Annotated in this window: 10 protein-coding genes; 8 read left to right on the top strand and 2 right to left on the bottom strand. The window is 39.1% G+C overall.

The annotated features are described in order from the left end of the window. Nucleotides 1-130: 130 nt before the first annotated feature. Both PR675_RS09115 and uspE read left to right on the top strand, forming a co-directional pair. Nucleotides 131-889, top strand: a complete 759-nt coding sequence (locus PR675_RS09115) for an FNR family transcription factor (protein ID WP_004919586.1) — start codon at nucleotides 131-133, stop codon at nucleotides 887-889. Nucleotides 890-1011: 122 nt separating this feature from the next. After that, nucleotides 1012-1956 carry a universal stress protein UspE gene (gene uspE / locus PR675_RS09120; protein ID WP_014658318.1) on the top strand — a complete coding sequence of 315 codons (945 nt, stop codon included), beginning with the start codon at nucleotides 1012-1014 and terminating at the stop codon, nucleotides 1954-1956. Between the two features lie 571 nt (nucleotides 1957-2527). On the opposite strand, the gene pntB is transcribed toward uspE, so the two are convergent. Then, complete coding sequence (gene pntB / locus PR675_RS09125; RefSeq protein ID WP_014658317.1) at nucleotides 2528-3916, bottom strand: Re/Si-specific NAD(P)(+) transhydrogenase subunit beta; 1389 nt, start codon at nucleotides 3914-3916, stop codon at nucleotides 2528-2530. A gap of 13 nt (nucleotides 3917-3929) precedes the next feature. Next, nucleotides 3930-5462, bottom strand: a complete 1533-nt coding sequence (pntA, locus tag PR675_RS09130; protein WP_004919579.1) for a Re/Si-specific NAD(P)(+) transhydrogenase subunit alpha — start codon at nucleotides 5460-5462, stop codon at nucleotides 3930-3932. 384 nt (nucleotides 5463-5846) lie between these two features. On the opposite strand from pntA, the gene ydgH reads away from it, so the two are divergent. From ydgH to PR675_RS09160, 6 genes are all read left to right on the top strand, one after another. Beyond that, nucleotides 5847-6797 carry a DUF1471 family protein YdgH gene (gene ydgH, locus PR675_RS09135; RefSeq protein ID WP_004919577.1) on the top strand — a complete coding sequence of 317 codons (951 nt, stop codon included), beginning with the start codon at nucleotides 5847-5849 and terminating at the stop codon, nucleotides 6795-6797. A gap of 328 nt (nucleotides 6798-7125) precedes the next feature. Beyond that, complete coding sequence (locus PR675_RS09140) at nucleotides 7126-8463, top strand: basic amino acid/polyamine antiporter (RefSeq protein ID WP_004919572.1); 1338 nt, start codon at nucleotides 7126-7128, stop codon at nucleotides 8461-8463. A 912-nt stretch (nucleotides 8464-9375) separates the two neighbouring features. Beyond that, entirely contained in the window at nucleotides 9376-9903 is a 528-nt protein-coding gene (locus PR675_RS09145; protein ID WP_014658314.1) for a fimbrial protein, read from the top strand. 8 nt (nucleotides 9904-9911) lie between these two features. Continuing rightward, nucleotides 9912-10625, top strand: coding sequence for a fimbrial biogenesis chaperone (locus tag PR675_RS09150; protein ID WP_080728264.1), 714 nt, complete (start codon nucleotides 9912-9914; stop codon nucleotides 10623-10625). After that, nucleotides 10606-13092 (top strand): fimbria/pilus outer membrane usher protein, encoded by a 2487-nt coding sequence (locus tag PR675_RS09155; protein ID WP_060560992.1) that lies wholly within the window; start codon nucleotides 10606-10608, stop codon nucleotides 13090-13092. Before PR675_RS09150 ends, PR675_RS09155 begins: the two co-directional genes overlap by 20 nt. Then, nucleotides 13089-14057 (top strand): fimbrial protein, encoded by a 969-nt coding sequence (locus PR675_RS09160; protein WP_060560991.1) that lies wholly within the window; start codon nucleotides 13089-13091, stop codon nucleotides 14055-14057. Before PR675_RS09155 ends, PR675_RS09160 begins: the two co-directional genes overlap by 4 nt. The last annotated feature ends 1 nt before the right edge of the window (nucleotide 14058 follow it).

The following is a 14058-nucleotide window of genomic DNA, read 5'->3' on the forward strand; positions in this document are numbered from 1 at the left end:
ATTAACTACTTTGTTTTTATACGCTTTTCTATTTGAGATACTTCTGTTTTATATTTCTACTTATCAGTTGCATTATCTTATGTTAAAATTGACTCATATCAATAATTTTAACTTGTATTGAGCATTTAATATGATCCCAGAAAAAAGAGTTGTTCGTCGCATCCAGTCTGGTGGTTGTGCTATTCATTGTCAGGACTGCAGTATTAGCCAACTGTGCATTCCCTTCACACTGAATGAACATGAACTGGATCAACTTGATAATATCATTGAACGTAAAAAACCGATTCAAAAGGGTCAGGCGCTGTTTAAAGCCGGCGATGAATTACGTTCTTTGTATGCCATTCGCTCAGGAACAATCAAAAGTTACACCATCACTGAAGAAGGAGATGAGCAAATTACAGGCTTCCATCTTGCTGGTGACCTGGTTGGTTTTGATGCAATTATACATACACAGCACCCAAGTTTTGCACAAGCTCTTGAAACATCAATGGTTTGTGAAATCCCATTCGAAACTCTCGATGATTTGTCAGGTAAGATGCCTAATCTACGCCAACAAATCATGCGTTTGATGAGCGGCGAAATAAAAGGCGATCAAGAAATGATCCTTTTATTGTCTAAGAAAAATGCGGAAGAACGTTTAGCTGCATTTATTCTTAACCTGTCTCATCGCTTTGCAGAGCGCGGCTTCTCTCCAAGAGAATTCCGCTTAACGATGACTCGTGGTGATATTGGTAACTATTTAGGCCTTACCGTTGAAACGATTAGTCGACTTTTAGGACGTTTCCAAAAAAGCGGCATGTTAAGTGTTAAAGGCAAATATATCACTATTGAAGATATGGAAAAACTGACTGATATTGCAGGTAAAGTCTCCACTGTCTCTTGTTCATAATTCTCGGTGGGTCACTATTTTGTGACCCATCATTATTATTTTTCATCAAATCTTGCCTATTTTTCCTCAATACCTTAGTTTATCTTTAGTAGGGAATGTCCAGCCGTTATGAGGATTTTAATATGGCAAACTATAGAAATCTCCTAGTTGCAATTGACCCAAATCAGGATGATCAACCAGCATTACGACGTGCTGTCTACATAGTGCAACGTAATGGTGGACGGATTAAAGCATTCTTACCTATCTATGATCTCTCTTATGATATGACCACGTTGCTATCACCTGAAGAGCGTGATGCAATGCGTAAGGGTGTCATTAATCAAAAGGCTGCTTGGATTAAACAACAAGCGCATTTCTATCTGGAAGCAGGTATTGAGATAGAAATTAAAGTGATTTGGCATAATAAACCTTACGAAGCCATCATTCAGGAAGTGATTAGTGGTGAACACGACCTGCTTCTGAAAATGGCTCATCAAACAGATAACTTTGAGTCGATTATTTTTACGCCGCTGGACTGGCACCTTTTAAGAAAATGCCCTTCTCCTGTATGGATGGTTAAAGATAAAGTCTGGCCAGATCATGGTTCGGTTGTTGTGGCCGTCAATTTATCAAATGAAGAATCCTATCATGATGACCTCAATATTAAGTTGGTTGAGAAAACGAAGGATTTAGCAACACGTATTGTGAAAGATCAGGAAATTCATTTGGTCAGCGCATACCCTATTGCGCCAATGAATATTGCAATAGAACTACCTGATTTCGACCCAAGCCTTTATAACAATGCACTACGTGGGCAACATCTCATTGCCATGAAGGAATTACGCCAGAAATTTTCGATTGATGAAAAATACACTCACGTCCGTGAAGGGTTACCTGAGAAAATCATCCCTGAAATCTGTGAGGAGTTACATGCCGGCGTCGTTGTCCTAGGTATATTAGGCAGAACTGGGATTTCCGCAGCTTTTCTTGGGAATACAGCAGAACATGTTATCGACAAATTGAAATGTGACCTATTAGCGATTAAGCCTGATGGTTTCGTTTGCCCAATCACAGTTGATGATGATTAATTTTATCGCTCAACCTTAAGTAGATTTATTTTAAAGTAGCAAAAGCGCTGTAGGTAACTCAGCGCTTTTGCGATAAATGAATACACATTCAGTGCTTCAATGCGCAAAAATTAGTATCCCCACTATTTTTGCCAGCAGTATTACTCATAAAATTTGTATATTGGGTAATATAAAAACTATCTAATTGAAAATATCTCTAATTTACCTTCAGCAGAGATATTAACAGCTACCCCCTCATCGACTCACTGTAATACGTTATTTAATTCCCAATGCTAACCCATTATCAATGTCCAATCCTGAAGCAAATCCATTGGTAATCGTGAGGAAGCCTTATTTACACAGTTGAGAGCCATAATATTGGCCTCCTCGTTATGATTAAAGTGAATAAAATAGCATCATGTGGACGATAAAATGACGGCTATTTTCTATTCTCCGGTTTTAAAATTAAAATGAAACTAATGCACAACATAATGAAATAGACTGAATTTTTAATAAGATAGTTTCTTATACAACCCATTTTTACCCATAAAAAAGCCCTGTAGTTGCCTACAGAGCTTTTGAGGTTAGCGCATTAAAGCGCTTTTAAAATCGCATCAACGCTGGCTTTTGCATCACCAAATAACATCTGCGTGTTTTCTTTGAAAAACAATGGATTTTGTACACCTGCATAGCCGGTATTCATTGAACGCTTAAATACAATCACATTGTTTGCTTTCCAAACCTCCAACACTGGCATGCCGGCAATTGGACTATTTGGATCCTCTTGTGCCGCAGGGTTAACAGTATCGTTCGCACCAATAACCAATACTGTATCAGTATCAGAGAAATCATCATTAATTTCATCCATTTCCAGTACTATGTCATAAGGTACTTTTGCTTCAGCTAATAAGACGTTCATGTGCCCAGGTAAGCGCCCTGCTACAGGGTGGATACCGAAACGCACATTGATGCCTCTCTCACGCAACTTAGCCGTAATATCGTGAACAGGATATTGTGCTTGAGCAACCGCCAATCCATAACCTGGAGTAATAATGACAGAGGTTGAATTTTTCAATAATTCTGCCACTTCTTCCGCCGTTGTTTCACGGTATTCGCCCATCTCCTCTTCATTACCCGTTGAGGAGCCATCTGTACCAAAGCCTCCAGCAATAACACTGATAAAGGAGCGGTTCATAGCTTTACACATAATATAAGAGAGGATAGCACCCGACGAACCGACCAGTGCTCCTGTCACGATGAGCAAGTCATTACTCAACATAAAACCTGCCGCAGCGGCTGCCCAACCTGAATATGAGTTCAGCATTGACACAACAACTGGCATATCTGCACCACCAATCGAAGCAACTAAGTGCCAGCCAAATGCCAAAGCAATAACCGTCATGATCAGCATGGCAAAGACTTGTAAACCAACACTATTTGTTTTAACAAAGATCAGCAATAACACAAATGAGACAACAAGCGCCGCTAAGTTTAGTTTGTGGCGATTAGGTAGCATCATCGGTTTCGATGAGATCTTACCGGACAATTTCCCATAAGCCACCACAGATCCTGTGAAGGTGACCGCACCAATAAATATGCCTAAGAACACTTCCGTCAGATGGATATTTTCCATCACCGCGTCTGCATGACCTTCACTGGCAATAAAACTATTAAAACCAACCAAAACAGCCGCTAGACCAACAAAGCTATGTAAAATAGCGACCAATTCTGGCATTTCGGTCATTTCAACTTTTTTGGCCAGACGAATACCAATCACTGCACCAATGACCATCGCAACAATCATCCAGCCAATATTGGCACTATCTGGGCCAAAGATGGTAGCCAGTAAAGCAATCGCCATACCTGCAATACCATAAGTATTACCACGCTGAGAGCTTTCATGGCGTGATAACCCTGCTAGGCTGAATATAAATAGGATAGCAGCAACAATATAAGCTGCCGTTACAATTCCACTCGACAACATACGTTACCCCTTATCCTTTACGAAACATTTTTAACATACGCTGGGTAACAGTAAACCCACCGAATATATTGATACTTGCAATCAATATGGCAATGAAAGATAAGAAACTAACCCATCCTCCCGAGCCTATTTGCAATACTGCACCGACAACAATAATGCCTGAAATTGCATTGGTGACAGACATCAATGGTGTATGCAACGCATGTGTTACGTTCCACACAACGTAATAACCGACAACGCAAGCGAGAGCAAATACCGTAAAGTGTGATAAGAACTCTTTTGGCGCTGAGTTTGCAAACCAACCGAATAGAATGATCGCTAATGCCATTAAGCCATACTTAACTACAGGCGACATTTTCTTCTTCTCAGGCGCTTTTTCTTTTTCCGCCACTTGAGGCTTCGCCTGCGGCTGAGCAGATACTTGAATGGGGGGAGCAGGCCACGTGATTTCACCTTGTTTAATAACGGTAACACCGCGGATCACAACGTCATCAAAATCAATATTGATTTCGCCATTCTTCTCTTTGCACAGTAACTTCATCAAGTTAACAAGGTTTGTGCCATACAATTGCGATGATTGAGTCGGTAGACGGCTTGGTAAATCGGTATAACCAATAATTTTGACACCATTATCAGTCACAACCAATTTATCCGCTTGGGTTAACTCACAGTTCCCCCCTGTTTGCGCCGCTAAGTCAACAATCACACTACCAGGTTTCATTGACTCAACCATCTCTTTGGTAATTAATTTAGGTGCTGGACGCCCAGGAATAAGTGCGGTAGTGACGATAATGTCGACTTCTTTAGCTTGTGCAGCAAATAAAGCCATTTCCGCCTTAATAAACGCTTCGGACATGACTTTCGCATAGCCATCGCCGCTACCTGCTTCCTCTTTGAAATCTAACTCAAGGAATTCGGCTCCCATACTCTGCACTTGCTCTTTAACTTCTGGACGCGTATCAAATGCACGTACAACCGCTCCCAAGCTACCAGCAGCACCGATTGCCGCCAGCCCAGCAACCCCAGCACCAATGACCATCACTTTCGCTGGCGGTACCTTACCGGCTGCTGTAATTTGACCAGTAAAAAAACGACCAAATTCATGAGCAGCTTCGACAATTGCACGATAACCTGCGATATTTGCCATTGAACTTAAGGCATCTAATGATTGCGCACGGGAAATCCGCGGCACTGCATCCATAGCGAATACATTGATGTTTCTTGCTTTTAAGGCATCCATCAATTCAGCATTTTGCGCTGGCCAGATAAAACTCACCAGCGTTGCACCTTCTTTCAGTAATCCAATTTCATCGTCTAGTGGTGCATTGACTTTAAAAACAATATCGGCTGAATAAGCGGTGTCACGATCAACAATCTCAGCCCCCGACTGCTCATAAGCCGCATCCTCAAAACTCGCTAAATGTCCTGCTTCACTTTCGATACAGACACTGAAACCTAACTTAATCAGTTGAGTCACCGTCGAGGGTGTAGCAGCAACACGAGCTTCATTGGCAAGTCGTTCTCTAGGTATACCAATACGCATAATGTTCCCTTTTCAAAGCCAAAGTAATTTTGTATTTGTTAAATTTGCTAAAAATTAACCATCTTAGATAGAAAAGTCCTATTTTTAGCCGAAAACAGTTCTATGGAGTTCTAATAACCTACTGAAAATAACATTCTTGATCCATAATTGATCTCGATTCTTAAACAGTAAATGGAATTCGCAGTGAAAATCTTAGTTTTAGGTCAATAAAATACTGGATAGCTAAAAAAATCTGGTAATTATGACTAGTCAATGAATATTTATTTCTTATAAAAAATAAAATTATGAGACAACTTGATTGGTTACGTGTAATAATCATAGCCATGTGATACAACTAAAGTTCAGCACTTTTAAAATAAATTGCGCAAGTCGGAAGGATTTTGTATGAAGCTGAAAACTACGGCCATCGCAGCCGCGGTGTTATCATTAACCAGTATTACTGCTGTACAGGCAGCTGTTGAACTGACGCCCAAACAGGCTGAAGAGTTAAAACCTTATGAGCGCATAACAGTGACTGGGCGCTTTAATGCTATTTATGAAGCATCCGATGCCGTCTCACGCCGGGCTGATAAATTAGGCGCTTACGCTTTCTATATCCAGAGCCTTGATGATGTGGGTGATAGCGGTAACATGCGCGTTGTTGCAGATCTTTACCAAAAAGATGCAAAATCTGTGGAAGAAAGCAAACGTCGCGTATTTGGTGGCGTTGAAGAGATGTCAAAAGCAGACGCAACACAGTATGAACCATTTGATGCTGTTACCGTCAGTGGTTTCTACCCTTCTCAGCCTGATCTTTATGAAGCTATTGCGAAGAAAGCAAAAGAAAAAGGCGCAGCATCATTCTATGTTGTTCGTAACATCGCTGTAAATGATGGTGGAAATACCCTAGCTACCGCTTATGTCTATAAAAAAGATGCGCCTAAGCGCCAAGTTCAGCTAGAGGAAGCTGTCGTACCAGCAGATTCAGAAGCGGGTCAAGCATTATTAGCGGAAGGTGGTGAAGCCGCCAAAAAAGTACGTATTCCTGGCGTTGCTTCATCTGAAGAACCAACTACTGCCGTTGGTCGTTTCTTTGAAACATCAAGCAGTGCACCAGGCAAAACCAGCGTAACATTGCCAAGTGGCTATGTTATCGAAGAAGTTAATAAAACCGCTGCTGCACAAATGGTTCCATTTGATTCGATCACTTTCTCGGGTTATTACACCAATACACCAGAAGTGCGTTATCAAATTGCCAAACGTGCTGAAGCTAAAGGTGCCAAATACTTCCATATCACACGTGAGTGGCAGTCAAATGGCGGTAGCGTAACCATCAGCGCTGACCTCTTTAAGTAATAAGTATACTAACTAACCAAGCCAGCTCCATTTTCGAGCTGGCTTTTTTATTTCTGAAAAAAACGTTTGACTGCTGATTTTCCCACTGAATAAAAATCTTATCAAACTGAATAGTTTTCCATTGCATAACCGTCGTTTCATTCGTAGAATCCCCCTCACTTTATCAGTACGACAGATAAACAATCTATAATTTAAAATTGTTCCAGCTTAAATACATTATAAAATTGTAGATTTAACGTTATTTTAACTTTTGATTGTAGAATAACCAGGACATACATTGAAACATACACTCAGTCTTACAGCACTCACCGCATTAGTTCTCAGCTCAATGGTGGGTGCAGGTGTCTTTAGCCTTCCACAAAATATGGCTGAAGTTGCCAGCCCTTTGGCACTTATCATTGGCTGGTCAATTACAGGCATTGGCATTTTATTTTTAGCTTTCTCTCTACTGCTACTTTCTCGTATACGCCCAGATCTTGATGGGGGCATTTTTACTTATGCAAAAGAAGGTTTCGGTGAACTGATTGGTTTTTGTTCCGCATGGGGTTATTGGCTATGTGCGGTTATCGCTAATGTCTCTTACTTAGTTATCGTTTTTGCGGCTATCAGCTTTTTTACTGATACACCCGATAGGATTATTTTTGGCGATGGTAACACTTGGCAAGCCTTAGTTGGTGAATCCATCTTATTATGGATTGTGCACTATTTAGTGTTGCGTGGTGTTCAAACGGCGGCGGGAATTAATAAGCTAGCCACTATGGCAAAATTAATCCCATTAGGGCTATTTATTATCCTAGCATTTGTCGCTTTCAAACTTGATGTGTTCGATGCAGATTTTAGTGGGATTTCCCTCGGAGTGCCTGTTTGGCAGCAAGTTAAAGACACTATGTTGATCACGTTGTGGGTGTTTATTGGTATCGAAGGAGCTGTCGTTGTCTCTGCTCGCGCTAAAAACCGCCGTGATGTTGGCTTAGCCACTGTTTTCGCCGTTAGTTCTGCATTAATCATCTATATCCTAGTGACACTTCTCTCGTTAGGCCTTATGCCAAGGGCTGAGCTTGCTGAAATAAAAAATCCATCAATGGCCAATTTAATGGTAGGTTTAATTGGTTCAAGTGGTGAGATCATTATCGCAGCGGGGCTTATTATCTCTGTGTGTGGAGCATACCTGAGTTGGACAATTATGGCTGCCGAAGTGCCTTATATCGCAGCGCAATATCAATCATTCCCTAAAATATTCAATAAACTGAATAAGAATGATGCTCCATCCTCCTCCCTGTGGTTAACAAATGGTGCCGTACAGCTTTCTCTAGTCTTAATTTGGCTAAGTGGGAGTAATTACAATACGCTCCTAACAATCGCTTCTGAGATGATTTTGGTTCCTTACTTTTTAGTGGGTGCTTTTCTCATAAAAGTCGCTTTTGAACGCCATAATAAGCTGCTACTGATGGTTGGAATGGTGGCCAGCCTCTATGGTCTTTGGCTGCTTTATGCTTCTGGACTGATCAACCTTATGCTGTCTGTCGTTTTATATGCGCCTGGTATACTTGTTTTTTGGTATGCGCGAACTCAGCAATCCCAACAAGCTCCACTTAATATGGCTGAAAAGATTATCGCTCTGGCTATTATCGCGGGGGCAGTGCCCGCAACCTACTATCTATTTTAGCTTCAACTACAATCACTACACTGAAAAGGCTCTAGTATTCAGTGTAGTGATCTCATCGATACTTCTTCCTTCATTAGTTCTAGCAGCGCTTTTTTAAATCATTTGTAAGTGAATCATATATTATCTAATGATTGCATTCAGGAGGTAACATGCACTTAATATTACGTAATGAACATTCATATACCATAACCAAAAATGAGAGAATTCAATCATCACAAGACATTGGTTTTAGCGCTAAAGTTAAAAAAATCAATAAGCTTCATTTTTCGAATAGTGCCTGTGCCAGAAAAATTAGATGTCGCCAGAAATTAAATGAGAAAGGCTCAAAGGAGTTACACCCATTCTCTTTAAACGCCGTAAAAACCAATGGCTCGCCCTATTTGCATAGCGTAACAAGTAAAACACTGTAGTGTTTTGCTCATTTCCCATACAGACAGTTTGTGTTTTTACTCTCTCTGCTAAAACTAGCAAAGGGAGTAAATAGAGACTCTGATTTACCATTTCCCCCCCTATTCACCCTACCTTGGATTGATTTCCCATTTAATTCTTAGCTAGCCTAGTCACGTTATTTTTTGTATTGGCACTGTTGTTTCATTAGGTACTCTTCAAACAATTAGTATGTTGTAACTAAAGTAGTATGTTTTGATGCTATAATCGTTAAAAATTTAACGGTTATACCCTACTCTTAATTTTTAAGAACAATAAACGGAGTATCATGCTGAAAATCATTTTCATAATGCAAATGTTAAAAACAAAATTTTAGGATGAAAAAGAAAGTCGATATCAAATCATTTGGTTTTGTGCACGCCAATTTACCCCTTTTTAACATAAAAAATAGACTTATTATATTGCGCTCAATCAGCAACATATACTGATAGAAATCACACAGCAAATAATTTACAAGGTCATACAATGAACAGTTTATTAAAATATATATTACTTATTTTATTTTTTAATCATTCTATTTCTTTTTCAGCAGATGGTGAAATAAAGTTCGTTGGCAGTATAATTCCAACGGCGTGCTCTGTTGATACTAATTCTGTACATAAAGTGGTTAATATGGGGAAGGTTTCTGTAGCCGCTTTTACTAATAAAAATAGTACTGCCGCAGCAACACCATTTAGAATAACATTATCTAATTGCCCTACCGATTATAAGAAAATTCAATTTAAGTTTGATGGTAAAAGTGATAGTGCTAACCCTTCTTTATTAGGATTATCACCAAATGCAACCTCACCTGCTGCAACAGGTATTGCAATAGGCCTTTATGAAGAAAATAGTGTTCGCCGTATACCACTAAATGGGGGAAGCCAGTTTAAAGAAATAACCCCAAGTAAAACGGTAGAAATGAATTTTGTGGCTAAATATATTGCAACCAGTGATCAAATCATTCCCGGCTCAGCAGATGCATTAGCGCATTTCAGCATTATTTATCAATAAAAGAGGAGATGAGAGAGAGGTTTTCTTCTCTCTCATTAATTATCATGAAAATAACAGTCACCTTTTTATTATTGCTTCCTTTTCTCTCTTATGCCGGAATTATTATTAATGGCACGCGGTTTGTTTATCCTGAAAACGATAGGGAAATATCATTATCTATTGAGAACCCTGAGGAGCAAACGACTTACCTTATTCAATCATGGGTTGAAAAAGATAATCAACGGTCTAATGATTTTATTATTACACCACCACTATTTAAGCTAAAACCTGCCTCATTAAATAAATTAAGAGTGATAAAAGTGGCGCCATTAAACCAAACTGTTCAAGAGACTCTCTACTGGTTACATATCAAGTCTCTTCCTGCCATTCATGAAAATACAGAAAATAATTTACATATTGTTGTGAAATCCAGTTTCAAGCTATTTTATCGACCTGAATCTTTAAATAGCAGTGCCGAATCTGCATTTAAAGAGATCACATTTAGCTATAATAACCAAAAAGTAACGGCAACAAATCCTACTGGGCACTATATTACGCTGCGAGAACTATACCTTAATGGTAAAGAGATTGCAGAGCCTGGCATGATAGCCCCCTTTGGGCAATTATCTTGGAAAATAGTATTGCCTCAATTGAATTCTGTTTCTTGGAGCGCATTAAATGATTATGGCGGTAAAACACAATTAATTTCTCAACAACTCTTTAATGATGATGAAAAAAAATAATATCAATTTATTAATGCTGTTTTTAATCACGACTCCTCTTTTGGCATATGCTGAATATTTTAATCTTGAGGCACTTGATAACATTGAAAATATTAATGACATTGAAAATATTATATTAAATCTAGATAATCAACCCGAAGGGATTTATGCCGTTGATGTTATTGTCAACAATGTTAGACTATTTACTGAAAATGTAAGTTTTCAATATATAGATCAACAGTTAGTACCAATATTCAGTCGAAATCAATTATTAAAAATTGGCCTACATGAAAAAACATTAAATACAATGGCGTTTGATAAGAATGACAACCTAGCTAGCCACCTTTCAACAATTATCGAGGGTTATTTTCATCATTTTGACTTTAATCACTTAACGTTGGATATCAATATCCCTCATCATTACTTAAATAGTGACACTAATGAGAATAACCTTCAATCACAATGGGATGATGGCGTAACGTCAGCTTATATTGATTATAACCTATCCGGAAGTTATAACTCGAATAAGTACATTAATGACAATAATAGCTTTAACCTGTCATTGCAAAATGGTATTAACTATCTAGGATGGCGTCTAAGAAATAATTTAGTTTACTCAAACTCACACCAACAATGGGAGAGTTATAATACAACTTTATCCTACCCGATTAGGTCCTTAAAAAGTCAATTTATCTTAGGCGAGTATTACCTTGCCTCCTCATTTTTTATACCATACTCTTTTAAAGGGATCTCACTCTCTAATGATGAATTAATGTTTCCGGATTATGATGCATATTATTCCCCCATATTACAAGGCATTAATCATAGTCCGGCTCAGGTGACCGTAAGGCAAAATAATATTATCATTTATAATGATTATTTACCTGCGGGGCCATTTACACTAAATCAATTGAAACCATTAGCCCATAAAGGCGTCTTAGAAATGACGATCACTGAGTCTAGTGGTCGAGTTCGTCAATACCAATACCCTTTTTCTTCTTCGCCACTGATGATCAAAAAAGGCCAATTTCGCTATGCCTTAAACAGTGGAATGGTCTCTAACCGCTCACGCTCTGCACCACCTTATTTTTTTCATAGCGAAATAAAATATGGTATTAACAATAATATCACTGCGTATACTGGTTCTATTTTCTCATCACCTTTTAAATCACTGATATTAGGCAGTTCATTTTCAGCCAATGAAATTGGCGATTTGACTATTGATTGGACACAATCCTACAGTCAGAAAAATAAATCAAATAGTTATCAGTTTGAATATTCAAAGTTAATCACGCCCACCGCAACTGAGTTTACATTTAATGTTCAATGGACCGATAACCCTAAGTTACGGCAGTTCACTGATGTATTGGATAAAATAAACTTATCTAACACCGCCTACCCTCAACAGATCATTAAGCTACATTTATCACAAGGGTTAGGTTATTTTGGAAATATATCATTATCAGCATCGCAACAGAGGTTTAGAGAGCAAAGAGGATATCAGTGGGCCTATAATCTCAATTATTCAGGCAATATAAACGAATACCATTTTAGCCTTAACTGCCAGTCAAATTATTCTATCATTGAGCAAAAACCAGAGTATATCTTTTCTGCTTCCATAATTATTCCAGTGAACACTTGGTTGCCTAATACGCATTTTAGTTACCAATCACAATATGCGCCAAATAACTATCAAAGCCAGCAAGCAACATTAACGGGAGCCATCCTAGAAGATAATTTTATTTCTTATACTCTGCAGCATAACTCTCTAAATAACCGCTGTTGTATGAGGCCGAAAAATGAATCAGACACACGATTTTATACTCAGTATCATCATAATAAATTTATTTTAAATGCGGGTTATGGCTACAAACAAGAGCATCAATTGCACTATGGGTTTCGAAGTTCAGTGGTGGCTCATTCGTATGGCATCACGCTAACACCGAGTCGTGGGGAAACTTCCGCTTTATTGGTTGTACCTGATACGCAAGACGTCCGTTTGGATGCTCAACTCAATACCAATACCGATAGCAAAGGCCATGCGATTATCAATCAGCTACAACCTTATCGGCGTAATAACTTTGTTATTGATACACAGACCTTACCTGTAGATACTGAAATTGAAACGAGTTTTCAATCTATTTTACCAACGAAAGGGGCATTGGTACTGGTTCACTTCCCCGTCAAACGGGGCAAACGCTCTTTCTTTACTATTCGGCTTGCGGATGGGAAATTGGCCCCTTTTGGTGCGCTTGCCAGCCTCGTAACAGAAAAAGGAGAACTAACAAGCAATGATATTAATGTAGGAATTATTAACGATATGGGCCAAGTCTATTTAAGTGGGCTTGAGCCATCAGGCACAATAAAATTGAAATGGGGAGCAAAACAATCGCAGCAATGTGAATTTCAATACCAACTATTAGAAACAGATCTGAATCAAGGGTTTTACCATGTTCCGGTGATTTGTCAGCGCAAGGAAGCTTTATGATGACTTTAATTTCTCGTTTATGGCCTTGCTGTATATTCGTTACACATAACGCTTATGCTTCTCAATGCCAATATGTGCCAAATTTCACGCCACATCATACTGTGTTATCCCTCGGTACGGTAACTGTACCTCATCGATTAGCGGTAGGGTCGGTGATCCAAGAGGTGACCTTAAACGGTCTTAGTGACAATCCAATCATGGTAGATTGTCGCTCACCCGTTCAAGCAAAATGGGAAAATAGCCAGTTCCCATTACTATCAAATGGTTATAACTCAATTTATCAAACAAATATTGACGGCATTGGCCTTCGCTTCATCCCACAGGGAGTGGCATTTAGCCGAGATAAGTTACCTTTTGTTAATGACTCACCCAATGCTTGCCACATTACCTCTCATCGTTATAGCTATTGTGGTAATGCATTAAATGGGATCCGAGTACAATTGGTGAAAACAAAAAACATCACAGGTTCAGGGATACTTAGCTCTCATCGTCTGATTGAAGCATCAATTGGTCATTTACCTGTTCAAAGTTATCGTTTCCTAAATACAAAGATTGTTACGCCTAGCTGTGAACTGCTCGAAAAACATAAACGAGTAAAAATGAAGAAAGTCAAACAGAGCCAGTTTAGGGGGATTGGTAGCCATTCCGCCCCCGTCTCTTTTTATCTTACGCTAAATTGTAGTGGAGAAACCCCTGTGGGCATTATCCTTAGTGGGCGAGCCAGTCACAGTGCAGATCATTCTGTGATTGCACTAGATAAAAGACCTGATAGCGCCCAAGGGATTGGTTTACAACTGCGTTTTCAAGGTGAGCCAATCCCTCTAAATAAAGTCTTTAATTTAGGAACTAGCTTTGACCGCTCCCCCTATGCCATTTATTTCGAAGCTCAATATGTGCAAATCCACCCCTCTGTTAGTGCGGGAAAAGCCAATGCAACTGCGACATTACAAATTGTTTATCCATAAC

The sequence above is a fragment of the Providencia sp. PROV261 genome (genome assembly GCF_028477945.1).
Lineage (GTDB): Bacteria > Pseudomonadota > Gammaproteobacteria > Enterobacterales > Enterobacteriaceae > Providencia > Providencia stuartii.

Coding starts and splice junctions, on each gene's coding strand:
- PR675_RS09115 (WP_004919586.1), top strand. CDS start 131: ATGATCCCAGAAAAAAGAGTTGTTCGTCGCATCCAGTCTGGTGGTTGT.
- uspE (WP_014658318.1), top strand. CDS start 1,012: ATGGCAAACTATAGAAATCTCCTAGTTGCAATTGACCCAAATCAGGAT.
- pntA (WP_004919579.1), bottom strand. CDS start 5,462: ATGCGTATTGGTATACCTAGAGAACGACTTGCCAATGAAGCTCGTGTT.
- ydgH (WP_004919577.1), top strand. CDS start 5,847: ATGAAGCTGAAAACTACGGCCATCGCAGCCGCGGTGTTATCATTAACC.
- PR675_RS09140 (WP_004919572.1), top strand. CDS start 7,126: ATGGTGGGTGCAGGTGTCTTTAGCCTTCCACAAAATATGGCTGAAGTT.
- PR675_RS09145 (WP_014658314.1), top strand. CDS start 9,376: ATGAACAGTTTATTAAAATATATATTACTTATTTTATTTTTTAATCAT.
- PR675_RS09150 (WP_080728264.1), top strand. CDS start 9,912: ATGAGAGAGAGGTTTTCTTCTCTCTCATTAATTATCATGAAAATAACA.
- PR675_RS09155 (WP_060560992.1), top strand. CDS start 10,606: ATGATGATGAAAAAAAATAATATCAATTTATTAATGCTGTTTTTAATC.
- PR675_RS09160 (WP_060560991.1), top strand. CDS start 13,089: ATGATGACTTTAATTTCTCGTTTATGGCCTTGCTGTATATTCGTTACA.